This window comes from Bdellovibrio bacteriovorus (assembly GCF_041888015.1).
Taxonomy (GTDB): domain Bacteria; phylum Bdellovibrionota; class Bdellovibrionia; order Bdellovibrionales; family Bdellovibrionaceae; genus Bdellovibrio.
In genome coordinates this window covers 2568989-2587730 of the sequence record NZ_CP168968.1, presented here as the reverse complement: position 1 = coordinate 2587730, position 18742 = coordinate 2568989, and the positions used below count along the sequence as shown (strand labels likewise).

Below are 18742 nucleotides of genomic sequence, written 5' to 3'. Positions count from 1 at the left end.
TTAAAAATAAAAGGAGCTCTCGCAGGGCGGATTTAAAATTTAAATTGAATTAAAGTGCCGCAGGAGAGCCAGCAAATTTGATAGAAGTTAGAACAATCATCAGCCCTCCTTGGTATGGGTGTTTTTCAAGTATTCTCTATATCTGGAAATTATGCAAGTGCCTTGGCTGAAAAGATATCAGTCCGGCAGGAAGTATTCTGCCACGCCATAGAATCCGGAAGAGTACACAGCGAATATGACCGAGTTGCGCTCTGGATGATAGAGAAGCCGACGAGTTGAGCCGACACAAGACAGGCCCGGCTGGGACCAGCTTAACTGCGATTCGGAGTCGGTTTTCATGTCGTATTGGTAAAGTTTGTTGCTGTTGCAATAGAAGAATCGTTCGCGAGTGGCATCGTGGACCTTATTGTCCCAAGCAAAACCTGTCATACTTCTAGGGAAGTTCTTATAGGGAGAAATGTCTCCGCCTCGGGTGACAGTATAAATAGTGGAGCTAAACGGAGTCAGCAGCCAACTGTTTGCTGTGGAGGGGTAGGCACCCGACAGCCCTCCATAGGCGGGAAGATACGCTGTCGCTGCAGGGGTTGTCGTTGCTGGGAAGGCTCCATTGGCTCCGGTCACTCCGGCAACATGATACTGCTTGTAAGAGCTGCTGCTGTCATAGATCTTCAACATGGCATCAACGGTCCCCGAGTTCCAGCGGGATTTATGCTGCAAAACATCTTTACCATCCCAAGCTAGGACCTGCCCGTTGTAAGCAATGCTGGCACCGGCGGTGAAACTGATGCTGGCGCCGTTAGTTCCATCCGCTGCAGTGGTGAAGGCGGTGCCTCCGCCACCGGCAACCAGAGTCGATGCCAGAGTGTTGTAATCCAGGCGATAAAGGCCTCCCTGATTCCCCCAGAAGATGTCACCGCTGCCAGTATCTGAGGCGAAATTATAGAGCCCGCCATAGCCAATATATCGGATGCTTCCACCCAGTTGGAATTCTCGAATCGAGTAGTTGCCCCAGTCGATGATATAGAACCGATCGCGGGCACCTCCATTGTTTTTACCAAACTCAAGGTCCATAAGCGAACTGATGCGGGCATTGGTGGAGCGATCACCATCACCAGAGGTGATGCCCTGGCCAAACACGGTCAGGATTTTGTCGTCGCTATCCACGGTACGGATCAAACCTTTTTCCATAAAGAAGATCTGTCCGGTTTTGGAAATAAAGACATCGTTGAGCATAATTGCACAACTTGTCTTGGGCGTTCCATCGGGGCAGATGGCCCTTGATCCACTGGTAGTGCCTAATAGCAATGTCAGCGAGTTAGTGTCCGCATCCCACGAATAAAGGCCACTGCGGTCGTGCGCTACTACATAGAACTTTCCATCCATGCCGGTCAGCAACCAGGGGTGGTAAGGGAAGGCAATGTCATAGGGGGCCATGGTGGAGTAATTTTGGTTATGGCTGCCGTTCAGGAAATCCAGACGTGCGTAACTTTGCTGGTCGTTCCCGATGACCTGATAGTAGATCATGGCCAGCATGTGCTCGACGGCTGAAGTTGTTGGATTGAACTTCACATGAATGGCCCGGGGATAGCGAGTGAGGCCATCCTGAGGGGTCCACGGCGCACTGGCATTGGTGTCGAAGCCCGGTCCTTGAGTCTGGATACGCTCCACTTTTTGAGTGGCTGCAACATAGTGCTGGAAGATGCCGTTGCCACTTCCAGAAGCACGGAAGTACATGTCTCCGTTGGGAAGTACGGTCCAGCCAACGGTGGAATCGTCATATGCAGCTAGCTTAATCTGATTCCAGTCGACTTGAGTTCCCGCCGGATCAGTACTTGCGCCGCCACCAAGAATGGTTGTGATGATATTGGTATTGAGATCCACGCGACGAATGCGATCAGAGTCCCAGATCAACAGTCCATTGTTGTAGTCAAGCCTCATGGCTTCAGGGTATTTCAGTGTTGCAGAAGTGGCTTGGCCCCCATCGCCAGTGGAGGTTCCGGTCGTTGGAATGAATTTGTCAATGACTCCCGTGGCCGGATTGATCCACAGTAGTCCATCGATTTGATCCCGAACAAAGACACGTCCGTCATCGGCAAAGATCAAACCGCCGGAATCCAAAGTGTAGCCCGAAGTTTGATTGCCGGTTCTAAAGGTGTAACCCATGGCGCTGCCTTTGAGCCCGGAACCAATATTTCCCGCGATGATTTGCAGACTATCGTCATTGAAGCCAGAAGAGCGCGCAAAGGTCTTCAGCCCCAACATGTCCTTTACTGTCACGCGAATAGAAAAGTATCCCGAAGTTGGTGCATTCGTCCATGTGTAACATCCAGTGGAGGAGTCCTGATTGGTGCATCCGCCATTGATGGCATTCGGAAGATTTTGGGCGCCGGTAATATCGATGAAATTCACTTCGTCAGTCGTATATGACAGTGAAATAGGATTGGCGGCCAATCCTTCAAGGTCCGAAGCGTTCCAACGGACATAGATGGTTTTCTGGCTGACATTGGTTTTTAGTTGGGATTTCAGCGGCGGAGACGACGGGACATCGACATTCGCTGCAATGACATCTTTAACCACAGGCGGAGTGCCAGGATCGAAGTAGATTGATTTTTTATCGACGCCATCACTGCCGCCGTTCACCGAGATGTTGCCGGCTTCATCCATTACCCAAACGTAGACAGTGTATGACTGTTTTGTGAAACCCAAAAGATAATAGATACCATCTGCCGGAGTGATTGAGACTGTTTGTGATTGTAGCCCGGTTGCCAACGTTGTCCAACAGGAAGCGTTGTTTGCAGGTGTAGCCGGAGTTCCAATGCTGGAGCTTAGGAAACACACTCGATTCACTTTGCTGAAAGAGTCTGCGGCATTGAGGCTGATTTGAACGTTGTTGTTCGATGTGTTGGCTGTGCCATTGTTCAGGTTAAAACTGCTGATGGTTGGCTTGGAGTTGTCAATTTTGAATGTCCAAACTGCGCTGGCAGAGTTCCCGGCAAGATCAGTGAAAGAGACTCGGACTTTGGCTCCAGCCTGGGATACATTGGGCAGGTTCAGGCTGGTATTAAAAGGTCTGTTGCTGAGAGGGCCATTGGCTGCTGCGACCGCAGGCTGTGTAACATAGTTGCTGCCATCAGAGGCCAGCTCAACAGTAAAGTTTTGAGAGCTTGATGTGTTTTGATCGGTTAGAAGCCAAGTGAAAGAGGCGGAACTGTTGCCTGGGAAAATGGCTCCAGAACTGAAGGTTATTGCCGGTGCTACTGTGTCCAGTGTGAAGGTGGCCGCCGTGCTCACGGAGCTGATATTTCCGACGGCATCCATTGCAAAAGCATAGATAGATTTCAGGCCATCCCCGGTGCTGGTTGTAAATACCTTGCTGGCAGCGCAGGTGGTCCAGTTAGGATCGCTGGCCAAGGGCACAGAGGTGCTTTCAGAGAAAAGCATTTTCACGGCATCGCCAGTGCATCCGGCAATATTCATGGAGATTGAGTTTGTATTGCTATAGGCATTGCTGGTGCGAGTGAGCACGAGCGATCCAGGAGCGGTCGAATCCACAGTTAGGTTGGAACTGGAAGCGGCAGAGTTGCTCCAGCCGGCTGAGTCGGTTGCTGAGATGCGAACTTTGACTTGGACAGAGTTGATAGAGCTGGGGATCGTCCAGGCATAAGTTCCGGATGCAGACTGAGCGGTGGCAATACTGGTCCAAGTGGTGCCGCCATCAGTCGTGTAATCAATACTGACAGGAGAGCCCGGCAAAGAAATGTTGTCGGAAGAGTTCCAGTTGATACTTTGAATGGAGCCTCCAAGGTAGGCTCCTGAATTCATCGAGGTCAGGTTGACAGCAGGAGCTGTGTTGTCCACGGTGAAAGCTAAAGTGGAGAGGGCTTGACTGAAGTTACCGACGGCATCGTACGCAGTCAGGCGAACCAGCATGGTGGAGGAATCAAGGGCGGGCAAGGTCCAAGCATAGCAGCCACTGCTGCCGCCTGGAATGCTGCAGCCACCGCTGGAACCGTTGATCGTACCTGATGAGAGCGTTGTCCAGGTGCTGCCGTTGTTGGAGCTGTACTCGATAGCCACAGGGCTTCCCGCAAGAGCAAAGTTGTCCGAGGAACTCCAGGCGATAGACTCGCTGCTGCCAGCTTTGAAGATTCCAAAATTAAAGTTATTCAGTGAAATTGTCGGAGCCGCAGAGTCGATGACCAGTGCGGCAGAGGAGGCTACGGTGCTGACGTTGCCAGAACTGTCGGTGGCCTTAGCGCGAACCCGGACCTGATTTGAATTTATCAGCGGTAAAGTCCATGAATAGCATCCGCTGCTGCCGCCTGGAACCACACAAGCGTCGTTAGTTGCATTGTTAAGAGCGTTTGAAATTGCATTCCAGGTCAAACCGTTGTCGGCGGAATAATCAAGGCTGATGGCGCCGTTATTTAGACCGACGTCATCTGCGGCATTCCAGATGATGGTTTGAATCGAGCTTCCCTTGTAGCTGCCGCTGTTCAACGAGGTCAGTGAAAGAGTTGGCGCATTGCTGTCGATACCAAATGCCGCCGAGGTGATCGTGGAAGAGTTCCCCGCCATATCGACGGCAATGAGTCTTACTTTTGATCCAGCGGTATTCACCGCAGGCGGAGTCCAAAGATAGCTGTTGCTGCCAGCAGCCGGTGTGGCGATGTCCGTAAAAGTTATTCCATCTTGGGCAAACTGCAATGTTAATGAAGAAATATTGTTGGTATCACTGGCTGAAAACTGCAGGTTGAAAGGAGTGGCACCCTTGATCGTGGTCGGTAGATTGGTCAGGGACAATGTCGGGATCGTGGAGTCAATGGTCAGACTTCCAGATGAGACAGATGAAGACGTCAGGCCGACTTTGTCTGTTGCTGTGACGCGAACTTTGACCGTATTGGAGTCGATGCTTGGAACTGTCCAGAGATATGCGCCTGAGTTGCTGAGCCCCGAAGAAATGGAGATCCAGGAACCGCCATTATTGGTGGAGTACTCTAATGAAATAGGAGAACTGCTTAATCCTCCGGCATCGCTGGCTGTCCAAGAGATTGTTTGGGTGGTGCCACCTTTATACAGGCCACTGTTCAATGAGGTGAGTGTCACTGAGGGTACAACAGTGTCATGGGTGAACTCCACTAGTGAATAGGACGAGATATTTCCGGCTAAGTCCCGCAGCCAGCCATAGATGTTATGAATGCCTTGGGTTGCCGGAATAGTGTAGTTGTAGTTGCCTCCCGCCGTGCAAGTCTGCCAGCGATTATCACTAAGGCTTGGTGCCACCATGGATTCCGTGAAGATGATCTGAGATGCTGCCTTGTTGCAGTTTTGATTGTTCAACGAAACGGTAGTGGACTGAGATGGAGTTGCAGTGTTTAAGGACAGTACGGGAGGATTTGGAGCTGTGCTAGAGACATTAAAGGTGGCACTTGTGGAAGTGTTGGTATTGCCAGCATTGTCGATGGCGACCAAACGAATTTTGACTCCACTGGCATCCAGAGTTGGAACCCGCCATTGATAAGATGTTGCTGAAGCAGCAAGTGTTGCGACATCCGTGAAGGTGTTGCCATCTTCGGCAATCTGCAAAGTGAGCGAGGCAATTCCATAAGTATCGGTGGCGGAATAGGTGAGATCCACCAAGGAATTTCCCTGCAGGTTGGCCGAGCTTAATGCTGTCAGAGAGACCGCCGGGGCTTGTCGATCTAGAGTGAATGTCACTTGAGTCGGAGCGGTGGAGATCGTTTTGCTGGCATCCAGAGCCCATAGCTTCAGGGTGATCGGACCATCTTCAGAAACCAGAGTATGGTTAAGAGTTTGAGTCCCCGTGGTGTTGCAGGTGATGCTGTAAGCAGATTCGTTGGTCGGCGCAATGGCCGCATTTTCAGTCAGGGCCAGTGAAGAAAACGACTCGCAGTTGACCAAAGATGCGCCCGTATTGAGATTCATGGCCACATTTGCAGAGTTAATAAATGCTCCGGTTGGCGTGACTTTGGTGAAGGTGGGGGAAGCTGGCGGAATTGTGTTGGCAACTTGGACAGTAAAAGTGCGAGTCCAAGTAGGCTTTGTCGTATCCACATTCCCTGCGCCATCATCACGACCCAGTGTGATCTTCACATTGTGAGAACCTTGGAAGTTGGCCGAAAGGACCTTGCTAAAGGACGGAGCGCTGGTATGGGAGAGCACTTGACCATCCAGTTCCCACTTGTAGATTGTCAGGTAGTTTGAAGACCAGTGTTGAGTTTCCACTGTCGGAGCAAGCGTTTGTCCTTCGTCGAAGCTCGAGGGCACTGTCATTTTTTTGATTTCAGGCGTGATATCTTCGACTTTTTCAACGTTAAAGCCAAAGACCGTCAAAAACTCGGAAGAAAGGGCTGGGGAGTTTTTAATCTCGAGGTAGGTGCCCTCCAGAGATGGCAGGCCGTATTCACTTTCAATCATTTGCAGGCGTGCGACGAAGTTTTCAAGTGCAGCCTTTTTAATGCTGCTTTTGGAGATACCGTGGAAGGCCGCTACAGCCAGAGCTTGGTCGGTGAGTTCGCTACCGAGGGAGATGTTTTGGTTGGTCATTCCCGTCAATGGGCGGCTGAAGCTGGAGTCGCAATTGCTCATTACGGCTTTGTATTGAAGACTTCCGTTTTTCAAACTGTCCCGGTCCGCCTCGCTGATGGTGAATGCATAAGTTCCATCGCTTGAAACAGAAACTGTCTGTAGAGCTGCGGGATTGTCGCCGCGATAGAGCGTGACGTTTGCGGGGCATCCAAGACCAATGTATGAACCTAGGGTCTTTAGGATGCCCGTGGAAAACTGACTTTCGGGAAGAATGATTTTTCCTGAGATTATAGTAGGGGAAATATCAGTGAGCGTCGCCTGAATATTACACGCGGTTTGACTCAAAATGAGACAAATGATGAGTAAAGAACGCTCCAAGATTCCCATGAAGAATCTATCGGCCGCCAACGAGGACAGCTGAAGATTTTTTGCGTTAAAATGAAGATATCTCCAAAGAAAGACTCGCGGATGTGTTCTGTATTATTCCATGACAAAGACAATGGTCTTGAAAGTCTGTCACACCCCGTACCCAGCTCAGTGGCTGCCCTAGAATGTCACACGTGAAGAAAAGTTGAGCTGTGGCATACACTTAAGCCACAGCTCAGAATGAGTCATTGCATACACAAATGTCCTTGTTCTGCATTTTAAGTGCAGCTGGGCCGGGCGGTGGCATGGGGGCGCGAATGCTGCAAGAACTCACTTTGTCACAAGACCATTAAAAAAATAGGCTTAAGCCAAATGAACAAAGGAGAATCTTATGAAAATCAAGTCAGCTATTGCGACGGCAATTCTTGCTATTTCCACTTTTTCCACAGTAGCCCAGGCTGTGACAGAGCTCAGCTGCAGTTACGAGTATAAAAACGTTGGCCAGCGTCTTAAAATCGATAACAGAATAGGTCGCGACGGCAAGCTTCATCCTTTTATGCGTCACTTTGAAGACAGATCAGGAGATTCTGATTTGAAATTTGGAACCGACGAGATTCAATTCAGCGTTTCCGGGAGTGACAAGCGCATGCAAAATTGGATTTACGTTGAAGCGTACAGTGACATCGCAGAACGCACCTTTCAGTTGGATCTGAAAAAAGGCACCATCACCATCATCAAAGGTGGACGAGTTATTTTGGCTAATAGCCCACTTTCATGCACTCTTTCGATGGGTGGCGAGTAGTTTTTAAAAATTAAATAGAAGTTCGCAAAAAAAAGCCCCCATAGTCAGTCAGATTATGGGGGTTTTTCATTTACGGATTCACAGTCTGTAGTTTTTCAAGGAAAGCTTTGAGTGCCATCGCCCGGTGGGAAAGCAGGCTCTTGTAGCCTGTACCCAGCTCTGCCAGCGTCTGTGTCTGGCCTTCCGGGATAAACACCGGATCATAACCAAAACCGTGCAGGCCGGCTGGTTTAGAGGCTATCGTGCCCTTCATTTCGCCGGTGAAGACCCATTCTTCCCCGGTTGGTGTGTAAACCACTGTAGTGCAGACGAACTTCGCGTTTTTGTTGGGCATCGGTTTTAAAGTGATCATCTTCAAAAGTTTGGCCACGTTCTCGCTGTCAGAAGCCTTCGGTCCGGCATAGCGAGCGGAATGAATTCCGGGCAGACCATTGAGCCCCTCAACCACAAGTCCGGCATCTTCCCCCAGCACCCAAACATTGTTTTTCACCGCACGCAAAGTTTTGGCTTTGATGCGGGCGTTGTCTTCGAAAGTTTTTCCGTCTTCTGGACGGGGAGTGAAGGATGGAATGTCGCCTTGTGAAAAGACTTTTAAGTCTGGAAGTTCACGCAGCAGTTGTTTGTATTCGGCCAGTTTCCCTTTGTTTCCGGTAGCAATCCACAATTCCATTTTTAGACCCCTGCAATTTTATAGATTTCGCCCATAACAGAGGCTTGATGAATGAAAAGCTCACGGCAGCCTTTTTCAGCCACGTCCATCATCTTAAACAACTGATCACGTGTGAAGGGCAGATGTTCGGCCGTGCCTTGCACTTCGACGAATTGACCTTTGTCCGTCATAACGAAGTTCATGTCCGTGCCGATCGCAGAGTCCTCATCATAGTTCAGATCCAGAAGAATATTGCCTTCATGCAGGCCCACACTGATGGCCGAGACATAGTTGATCAGCGGCATCGCTTTGATCTCGCTTACAGCGTGCAGTTTTTTTAGTGCTAATGCCAAAGCGACAAAGCCACCAGTGACAGACGCTGTGCGAGTGCCACCATCGGCATTCAAAACGTCACAGTCCACGATGATTTGCTTTTCACCCAGTTGCTTCAAATCAACAGCCGCACGCAAAGAGCGACCAATCAGGCGAGAGATTTCCTGAGTGCGTCCGCCAGTCATGGATTTTTCACGTTTGATACGTGTGTGCGTGGAACGGGGAAGCATACCGTATTCCGCAGTCACCCAGCCAGCCCCTGTGCCCAACAACCAAGATGGAGCCTTGGCTTCGTAGGTGGCCGTGCAAAGAACTTTGGTGCGACCGAATTCAACCAAGGCAGAACCTTCCGCGTATTCAGAAACATTCGGTGTGATTTTTACATTTCTAAGTTGATCAAAAAGGCGACCATCTGCACGCATAGAGTTCTCCTGGCGACTGTTGAAAATAGCCCATCCGACTACGTTGTCGGGCGGTCTTCTCGCTCCGACGTGCATGGAGCACGCCTGCGCTGCGAGGACCTACTCCGCCTTGCGGCTGAACTATTTTGAACAGTCTTAGTTTTGGGATGATTAATACTTGGTTAATTTAGTGTTTTTGCTGTGTGATTGTCCATCTTTTCTTTGTAGGACAAAAGGGCGTTGTAGATTTTTTGAGCAAGATCGCTCTGGTAATTTGTGCTGACGAGTTTTTTAACCTCTTTGGGATTTGTGAGGAATCCTATCTCAATCAGAACCGAGGGCATGGATGTTTTTGAGATTACATAAAAAGGTGCTTGCTTGATTGTGGCCTGTGCCGCATTGGAGTCACGCTCCCACACTTGGCTCAGCGTTTGCGTCAGACGCAAGCTGCTATTCATACGACTTTGACGTTGCAAGTCTTCCACGATGGCAGCCACGTCGCCTTTTTTGGAAAGCTCATCACCGCCAGAGATCTCTTGCAGTTCGCGGCGGTTCAGAACCATCTGATTTTCCTGACTGGCCAGAAACAGAGCGTCTTCATCCGGTGGCAGATTATTTTGGAAGAAGAACTCAACCCCCTTGGCACGCTGATCTGCAGCGGCATTGGCGTGCAGGCTGACGAATAGATCCACTTTAGAGCTTTCAGCCATTTTGACACGTTCGGGAAGGCCCAGATTGCGATCACTGGTACGGGTCATAGTGACGGTGAACTGGCTGTCTTTTTCTAAAAGACCTTGCAGCTTCTGTGCGACCTTCAAAACCAGATCCGCTTCTTTGGCGCCGCTATAGACGGCTCCTGTATCCACACCACCATGCCCGGGATCAAGCATGATATGCAAAGCACTGGCAGCAGGTGAGGCAGCAAGAATAAGCAAAGCCCCGAGGCTTTGTTTTAGAAACGGACAATTCATAAAGTCAGAATAAGAAAGAAGTCGAGGGTGTGTCGAGTCCAGACCCCGCAATGGCCGGAACCTAGCCGTGGGTCAAGGAAGGAGCCTGCGAAGATGCAGGCTCCGAGAGGTTTTACTGGATGCAGAAGGACGGGGAAGCGCTAACAGGTTCTGGCAGAGTCGGGACATCTTCAGCCGCCATGCGAGAGTACGCCGGAGAGGACGTGAAGTCTGTGCATCTGTCTGCAGTGCTGCTCCCACATTCACCTTCTGCGATGTAGAGCTTTTCTGAATCAAACTTCGCTGTTAAGTACGTTGTTGTATTGCATCTTGTAGAGTCGAATTCCACGGTCCATGGAGATTGCGAGACGATATTTCCAACTGCGACGGTGTTTGTTCCAAAACTGTCGATACTAGATGCACTGCCGCTGCAATCGGTGCTGATGTAGTTGGCACGATGAAGGTTCTGAGAGCCATCCGCTGTGATTTGGAAATAGTCATAGCTGCTGCCGATAGGTGCTAGTGTAGGTGCTGCCTGGCATTCTGTTTTCCAGTATCCAGCCAGATCTGGTTCGGCGGATCCTGGAGTTGATTTCTTGCTGTCAGAGCATGAAATCGCGGTCATAAGAGATGCGGCAAGCACGATGTTTAAACTCATTCTTAAGTTCTTCACTTGTTTTGATATCCTTTCAAAACTGGGGTTGTTGCCTTACTGTGGGGCAAAGTGCTGAGCTTGGGGATCGCTCAGATAAGCGATCCAGTGGGGTTTTGTCTCAGTTCCGGACCTCCGTCGGAAGGAGTGCGCTCACTTTGAGACATATGGACTAAAAAAAATGGGTGATGCGGAGAGGCCCAACGTCGAGCTTCAACCTCCCACAAAGACACGTTTATGCGAAACTTCCGTCCGACAATTGTCGTTTTCTGTCAAAAACCTCGACATTGGATTTGGGTCCGCTGCGAGTTTAATCGGATTTGACGAACTAGTAGGCGTGGCACCGCCGTTGCTTTAGTACAAGTCAACCCCCCATGGCGGCCAGGACCCCTCCCCCCCAAATCCTGGTCGCTTTTTTTTTGCCCAAAATCCCTTTATCCTAAGTGCTATTGAACATCGATGAAACATCGAAGGAGACATTCAATGCAGGTAAAACCCCTTGGGATTCTTCTCTTGGCAGCTCTGATGACCTCTACTATGCCACTGACAGCAAAAGCACAGGTGGACAGCTCGCAGATTGAAGCTGAAGAAGCGACTGCGGATGCCGAGGCGGCAAAGGCCGAAGCAAACGAAGCAAAGAAACGGGCCGAAGAGGATCGCAAGCGCCGCGATAAGGTGCGTGCGGAATCTCAGTCGGCGATTAATAAAGCTCGTTCATTGGAAAATGACGCCAAAAAAGAACAGGCCGAGTCCGAGCGTGAATCAGCCAAACTAAAAGCTGAATCGGCCGAGCACGAACGCTCTCAGAAAGCGGCAGAGAAAGAGCAAGCTTCAGCGCAAGCTCGCATCAAAGCAGCTCAGGAAAAAACTCAAAAGTCCCAACAAGCTCGCGATGAGGCCAACGGCAAACGTAAGCAAGCTGAAGCCAAAGCCAAAGAACTGGGCGATGAAGCCAAGGATCAGGAAAAGCAGGCTGCTAAAGCCACTGAAGAGGGCATGAAGGCTTCTCAGGAAGCGGAAGTCGCGAAAGCCGAGACAATGAAGGCGGAGCAAAATCTTTCCAAGGCCAAGCTGTTAACTCAAAAAGCGGTGGCTGAAGCCAAGGCTCGCGAAGCCAAAGCCAAGCAGGAGATTGCTCGAGCTGAGGCGGATCGCGCCCGTGCAGAAGCCGAGATGGCTCGCTTGAAGGCTCAAGACGAGCAGTCCAAGGCGATGACTGAAAAGGTGGACGCGGAACTAAAGGCGGCCCTGGAGGCTTCCAAGAAAGCCAAAGACGATGCGGAAGTTGAGCGCAAGAAAGTTGCTGAAACAAAATCTCAGGAAGAGAAGTTGAAGCAAACGGCGGCGAAAGCCCGTCAGGAGCTGGAAGGCAACCGCAACAATCTTCGTAAAGAGCAGGCGACAGCGAATCTGGAAATTGCCCGTTCAAAGAAGGCCATTGCCGAGTACGAAGCTGAAATCGCACGTTCTGAAGGTGAGCTGAAACGCTTGACTGACGAAACCGAAAAAGCAAAAAAAGAACGAGAGAAGCTAGAGAGTCGTTTGGACTCTGCAAAAAATGAAGTCGAAGAAGCTCGCATCAAAGTTGCGACCGCCAAGGCGAACTTCGAAGCTGAAGAGTCCCGCTTGGAAGCTGTTAAGATCCGCCTAGATGCGGGATTGAAAACCAAGAAAAAGAAGTAATACCATAACAGAGCCATCTCTTACGAAGTTGTAATCACGGGCACAAGCCCGTGATTTTACATTGATAAATTTCTTTGTTGGTTCAGATTTGGGCTCATCTTGATACGGTCTAGTATCACAAATTTTGTTTAAGATCCCGATATGTATGTATGACTTGGACGTTATGGTATCGCATGTTGGGAGCGGTCGGGATGACATTTTTCCTCGCGGGATGTGGGGATTGGAATGTCAGTAGTATCCCGTTGGATGCTCCGCCAACAAAACCGGGGGGCACGGTGCTGCGCCCGGAGTTGCAGATCTCTTTTACCTCTATTGATCCTTCCACAGTTTCTAGTTCAGTAACTCCCGCTATCAAGGGAACCGTTACGGGGGATGCCACGTCTGTGACTCTGTTTTCAGATGCGGCCTGTGCCGTTCCCGTAGGTGCTGGATCTGTGGCGAATTTCGCAGATCCCGGCATTGTGGCCCTGGTGCTGCCTAATCTGAGCACCCTGATTCATGGGCGCGCTGTCGACAGTGATGGAAACTATGGTCCTTGCACGCTGCTGGCCACTTATACCAGCGACACCCTAGGGCCGAATTTGCACAGCTTCCGAATTGATGAAAGTGAATACACGAACAAAACAGCGTTGTCCTATACGGTGCTTGGAGAGCTTGCAGATGCCACCGAGTACTGCGTGCTTGAAAATGACAATCTGATTTCATCTTGTCAGTGGCAGAATCTTCCGTTGCCTGTGACTTTGGCTTCAACGCCGCCTCATGGTTTTAAGACCTACACTTTGTTTTTAAAAGACTCTGCCGGAAATATTTCCAACCGCCTGTATTCAAATACAGTGCACGTTGATGTTGTGAACCCAGATGCTCCTGTCAGCCCGGCGACGGTGCCACCAACTCCTTCCAGCGTTATGGCGCCCTTGGTGAAGGGCTCTGTGTCTTCCGAGGCAACGGCTGTCGCGGTCTATTCGGACAATCTCTGCAGTCAGGTCCTGGGGCAGGGAAGCCGGGATACGTTTGTCACCACAGGGATACAGATCACCGTGCCACTCGGTGCAACAGTATCACTTTATGGTGAATCGCGGGACAGGGCCGGGAACAAGTCCGCTTGTGTATATTTGATGGATTATGTTCATCAAAGCGGAGCTGTGACACCTTTGACGGTCGGCTTTTTTGCAATGTCTCCGGGCTCACCATCCTCGAATGCATCACCTCGAGTGGTCGGATATTCATCTTCAGATATTGCTCTGATTAATTTCTTTGCGGATTCATCTTGCGCTGGAACGGTGATTGGAACTGGGAATCGCACGACCTTTGAAACCACGGGTATTACTGTGTCCGTGAATCACAATGCCAATTCAGCCATTTATGCCAAAGGCTTTGATGGCTCCATGAATCCGACGGCGTGTAATCTGATGTCGACCTATCTGCACGATGACATTGCTCCAAGCAATGTCTCGGGCTTGACTCATAAAACGTCGCACAACTCCTCCAGCAGTTCTCCAGCAATTTCCTGGGTGTCCAGCTTTGCTGATGCCGGGGCGGGAATCTTAAAAGTGGAGTATTCACTAGGCTCTGCGGCCGGAGCCACCGATGTTCGTGGGTGGACTCCTGTGAATGTCACGTCGCCAGCGGTGTTCACAGGGCTCACTCTGGTTCATGGAAACACCTATTACGTGAATTTTAAAAGCACGGATAAAGCCCTGAATGCTTCAGCCGTACTGTCTTCGACTGGGTGGACCGTGGATACCGTAGGGCCCGCAGCAGCACCGGTTCTGTCTTCTTTTAGTCCGGCGTCGCCGTCGGCAACAAACAATAATCCCCGGGTGATCGGAACAAGCACTGCCGATACTGAAACTGTTCGTCTTTATTCAGATGCGGGCTGTGCATCGTTGTTGTCTTCGGGGACCAAGGCAGAGTTTGCAGGGACGGGTGTTCAACTCAACTTACTGGCGAATTCCGAAACCTCCGTTTATGGAAAAGCTTTTGATGCTGCCGAAAATGGTTCAGTGTGTGCTTATCTTGGCAACTATCGTCATGATAACCTGGCGCCGACTCTGTCGGGAGTCAGTCTTGTCGTCGGTGCTTTCGTCAACAGTTTGACGGTGCCCTTAAGTGTCGGGGCGATGACGGGGGAACCGACGCAATACTGTCTTTTGGTTAATAGCACCAACTCAGCCTCTTGCAGTTGGCAGAACTTGCCCTTCCCGACACATGCGACCTTGAGTGGCGGGGATGGCGCGAAGGTGGTTTCTGCCTTTGTTCGGGATGGTGCTGGGAACTTATCATCGCGGGTGGATTCCAACACGGTGACCTTGGATACGGTCTCACCAATGTGGGCCAGCCCTGGGGTGAGCTATCTTTCAACGCATCCGTCTTCAACAAGTTCACCAGCAGTGAGCTATTCGCAAACTGCCAGTGATACGGGATCTCCGTTTGTGTATCAGTATGCCTTGGGAACTGGGACCGTGGGTGGTGCAATTAACAATGTGGTGGATTGGACTGGTGTGACGTCGGCCTCTTTTACTATTGGCGGTTTGGCTCTTAGTGATGGAGTCACATACTATGTGCGAATGCGTGCGTTGGACAGTGCCGGGAATTTTGTGTTGTCACCGATCAATGCGGGATTCCTGGTCAGTGTCAATGTTCCGGCACCAACCTTCTTTGCCACCTTTCCGCAAAGCCCCTCTGGAGCTTCCAGTGCGCCATTGGTGAAGGGATACATGGATGTCGTGGCCGATATCGTGACCTTGTATTCAAACGCAGCGTGCACCACTGTCATCGGGACGGGAAGCCGCGCGACCTTCGAATCAACGGGTGTATCTGTCGCTGTTAATGCCAACTCTGTGACGACCATTTATGCTCGCGCTCGGGATACAGCCATTAGCAAAGACAGTGTCTGTGCCTTTATGACCAGCTATATTCATGATACTCAGGGACCTATCGCCTCGGTCAGCGTGGATGATGGTCAGTTCTCGACCACTACGGCGGCGTCGCCTTTGATTTCCTGGGTTGGCGGCGGGACTGATGGTGGCAGTGGATTTAATCGTTTTGAATATGCCATCGGTACCAGTCCGATGTTTGAAGATGTTGTGGCGTGGACCTCGGCAGGCTCGAGTGTTTCTGTGACAGTGACAGGGCTAAGTCTGGTTGCGAACACGCGCTATTATGCCAAGGTGCGATCCGTGGATAACGTCGGAAATATTTCAGCCGTGACCGTCGGGGATGGCTGGATCATCGATACATTGGGACCTTCTTTGAATTTCACCATGCCTTTTGAAAATGACACCATTATCACTGAAAAACGAACGATGGTGGGTGTTTGCGAAGCGGGGCTTGATATTCAGCTTACTTATGGAATGGGAATTTTAGGACCCGTGTCCGTTCCCTGCAGCTCCGCCGGGGAGTTCAGTGTTGATGTCGTGATGGAAGGGGTGGAGGGCGCTCGTTCTGTGACGGTCAGTCAGACGGATTTGGCCGGGAATAACTCCGGCGCGATTGTACGAAATGTTTTGTACAAGCCCACGTTCTCTATGTTGGGAGACGGTTTGAATGCACAGGTGTGGGCCATGGCTCACGCCAATGATGGCAGTCGTGATATTTTGGTCGGCGGAACGTTTACTCAGTTGGGGGATATCACCATCAATCGTCTGGCGCGACTGAAATACAATGGTGATCGGATTGAATCTTTCAGCATCGGAACAGGTTTTAACAACACTGTGCAGGCCATTTTGCCGACTCGCGATGGCAGTGGTCAGATGTACGTGGCAGGACTTTTCACCGATTTTGATGGTAACACCACAGCCGATTATCTGGTGCGCCTGAATGCGGATGGCAGTTGGGATAATACTTTTGCTCCGGTTATTGTCGGTGTTGTTTATGCCTTAGAATATGGGCCGGGGGACACCATCTTTGTTGGTGGTGCCTTCACGACGGTCAATGGTTCGGCGACAACTCCGCGCTTGGTGCAGCTGGCTGCCAATGGGACGACGGTGACAAGCTTTGACGTGGCAACAGGGGGAGCTCTGACCACGGAAGTGCGGGCGTTGCGCCTTTCCGCAGACGAGAATTCTTTGTTCGTGGGTGGTCTGTTTACGACGTATCGAGGCACGACAGTCAACCGTATCATGAAGGTGAACGTCAGCAATGGAGCGTTGGCTGCAGGGTGGACTGGTGTGGGTGTAAATAACTATGTCTATGATATTGAGCTTGCCCCAGAAGATACGAATGAAATTTATATCGGTGGATCTTTCACGCAATATGGAGCCACCGCAAGCAATGCCCTGCGTATTGCGAGGTTGGCGCCCAACGGAACCTTGAGTGCGACCTTCAATGCCGCAGCCGGGGCGACGAATGCCTTTAGTGGTGTTGTTCGTGACATTGTGGTGGCTCGCGATGGAACCAATGACATCTATGTGGGGGGAGAGTTCACGGCCTTTAAGGGGACGACGCAGAACTATTTCGCCAGAGTGCAATCCAACGGAACCTTGAGTGCTGGTTTTGGGAATCGTGGTTTTGGTTCTTATGTCTATGCTTTGTTAATGCCGCCGTCAGCATCGAATCCGTATGATGATGTTTATGTCGGCGGCAACTTTACCACTTACGATTCGTTCGGTTTTGCCCGCTTGGTGCGACTCAATAAGGATGGAACTCCGGATGTGGGAATCAATATCGGAGCGGGGATTGCCGGGGGCTCGGGGTTGGTTTACGAGATCGCAGAACTCAATGATGGTTCGGATCGTCTGTTTGTCGCGGGAAGTTTCGGCACTTACCGGGGGGCTGCTTCGGCCAATCTGGTTCGTATCAATCAGGACGGTTCCGTGGACACCAGCTTCAATGTGGGGACGGGGTTTAATAGCTACGTGCGCACGTTGTATTACGATAAAGCCAATCAGAAGCTCTATGTCGGAGGCGCCTTTACGACTTACAAAGGGGTCGCGGCCACGCGGATGGTGCGTTTGAATATGGACGGCTCGTTGGATTCCACGTTTAACATCGGCACGGGCTTTAATGATGTTGTTCGCGAAATTATTCCAGCTCCGGGACATGCCGGTAAGGTGTATGTTGGAGGCAGCTTTACAACTTATAAAGGGGTCAACTCGAACCGCGCGATTCGTTTAAATGCGGATGGAAGTATTGATAACAGCTTCAATATCGGATCTGGATTCAGCAGTTACATCCAGGTGGCCAAGCCTGTGGGCGACGGGACCAATGATATTTATATGGCGGGACAGTTTAGCACTTACAATGGAACGGCCAGAAATTATATCGTGCGTTTGCGAGACTCAGGACAGATCAACTCCGCCTTTAACGTCGGAAGTGGACCTAGTTACGCTTCACCGGCGACAGGCGCCGACGTGCAGGATTTGGCGGTGGCGCCGGACGGAGGATTGTACGTCGCTGGAATCTATCAGCGCTTTCAGGCTCAAGTACGCATGGGGTTGGTGAAGTTAAAGCCTAGTGGAGCTTTGGATAATACCTTCAACGTGGGTTCTGGTCTCATGTATCGCTACACGGCCAGTTCCACGACGGTTGATCGTGGATATGTTACCAGCATCACTCTAGCAAAAGACGGGCGCGTGTATGCAACAGGGGCGTTCTATGGCTACTTCTCGCCGTATGGGACATCGTCATATCCGATCACGGTTCCACGCATTATTTGTCTGAACACGGACGGCAGTATGGATATGTCTTTCGGCCTTGGTGCCGGCGTCAACACCACAGGCTATGGCGTGAAAATGGCGGACGATGGTTCGGGGGATATCTTCTTGTTAGGGGACTTCTCGACTTACAATACGCTCAACCGCAATGGTTTGGTGCGAATCAAAGAAAACGGCAATCCGAACTAGGATTGCCTGTATATATAGAATTACTTCATTTTCTCTAAGAAACGGAAATAGCGCTCGGGTTGAATATCCAGAGACATTAAATGACCGTTGCTGTCGTGGACTTCAGGGAAGGAAAACTTCCAATGGCCTTCGTACAGATAAAAATTGATCCCGATAGAAAACTGAACCGGAGTTTCTTCGCCCGTAGATTCTGAATAGTAGGGCACCGAGAAGCTGCGCACGCGGGCCTGCTTTGGCAAAAAACCATCAACCATATTAACCTGATCAATAAAACATTTGGGCGCATCGTAAATCAGGATCTTTGCATTTTTAAGCGGCGAAGCCCAGTTGACGAAAGCACGCACACCCAAGGAATTGATCCCGCGCAACTGATCCAAATGCAGGTGAAGTTCCAAGTTTTCTGGAACTTGCAGGGTAGAAAAGACCTTTTCGTCATTTTCAAGCAGACCGCCCAAGCTGACCTTGGCAACATTCTGCTCTTTCAAAACAACGAAATCCAATTTTACAGCCATCG

General features: G+C 50.5%; 9 protein-coding genes. 3 read left to right on the top strand and 6 right to left on the bottom strand.

From position 1 onward, the window contains the following. Nucleotides 1–177 precede the first annotated feature (177 nt). Nucleotides 178–6936 carry a beta strand repeat-containing protein gene (locus tag ACES2G_RS12330; RefSeq protein ID WP_374000339.1) on the bottom strand — a complete coding sequence of 2253 codons (6759 nt, stop codon included), beginning with the start codon at nucleotides 6934–6936 and terminating at the stop codon, nucleotides 178–180. A gap of 370 nt (nucleotides 6937–7306) precedes the next feature. On the opposite strand from ACES2G_RS12330, the gene ACES2G_RS12325 reads away from it, so the two are divergent. Continuing rightward, on the top strand, nucleotides 7307–7717 hold the full coding sequence (locus ACES2G_RS12325; protein ID WP_374000338.1) for a hypothetical protein: 411 nt from the start codon (nucleotides 7307–7309) through the stop codon (nucleotides 7715–7717). Nucleotides 7718–7787: 70 nt separating this feature from the next. On the opposite strand, the gene rdgB is transcribed toward ACES2G_RS12325, so the two are convergent. From rdgB to ACES2G_RS12305, 4 genes are all read right to left on the bottom strand, one after another. Further along, nucleotides 7788–8387, bottom strand: coding sequence for an RdgB/HAM1 family non-canonical purine NTP pyrophosphatase (gene rdgB / locus ACES2G_RS12320; protein WP_374000337.1), 600 nt, complete (start codon nucleotides 8385–8387; stop codon nucleotides 7788–7790). Between the two features lie 2 nt (nucleotides 8388–8389). Further along, nucleotides 8390–9121: a ribonuclease PH gene (gene rph / locus ACES2G_RS12315; RefSeq protein WP_374000336.1), complete on the bottom strand. Its 732-nt coding sequence runs from the start codon at nucleotides 9119–9121 to the stop codon at nucleotides 8390–8392. A gap of 161 nt (nucleotides 9122–9282) precedes the next feature. Next, nucleotides 9283–10035: an N-acetylmuramoyl-L-alanine amidase gene (locus ACES2G_RS12310; protein WP_374000335.1), complete on the bottom strand. Its 753-nt coding sequence runs from the start codon at nucleotides 10033–10035 to the stop codon at nucleotides 9283–9285. 148 nt (nucleotides 10036–10183) lie between these two features. After that, the gene (locus tag ACES2G_RS12305; RefSeq protein WP_374000334.1) at nucleotides 10184–10708 is read right to left on the bottom strand and encodes a hypothetical protein; all 525 of its coding nucleotides are present in this window, start codon (nucleotides 10706–10708) and stop codon (nucleotides 10184–10186) included. Nucleotides 10709–11185: 477 nt separating this feature from the next. Between ACES2G_RS12305 and ACES2G_RS12300 the strand changes: the two genes are divergently transcribed. Together ACES2G_RS12300 and ACES2G_RS12295 are read left to right on the top strand one after the other, a co-directional pair. After that, complete coding sequence (locus ACES2G_RS12300; protein ID WP_374000333.1) at nucleotides 11186–12385, top strand: hypothetical protein; 1200 nt, start codon at nucleotides 11186–11188, stop codon at nucleotides 12383–12385. A gap of 191 nt (nucleotides 12386–12576) precedes the next feature. Beyond that, a complete protein-coding gene (locus ACES2G_RS12295) occupies nucleotides 12577–18228 on the top strand; it encodes a delta-60 repeat domain-containing protein (protein ID WP_374000332.1) in 5652 nt (1883 codons plus the stop codon). A 20-nt stretch (nucleotides 18229–18248) separates the two neighbouring features. Here the strand turns inward: ACES2G_RS12295 and ACES2G_RS12290 are convergent, their stop codons facing one another. Continuing rightward, nucleotides 18249–18740 (bottom strand): hypothetical protein, encoded by a 492-nt coding sequence (locus ACES2G_RS12290; protein WP_374000331.1) that lies wholly within the window; start codon nucleotides 18738–18740, stop codon nucleotides 18249–18251. Nucleotides 18741–18742 lie beyond the last annotated feature (2 nt).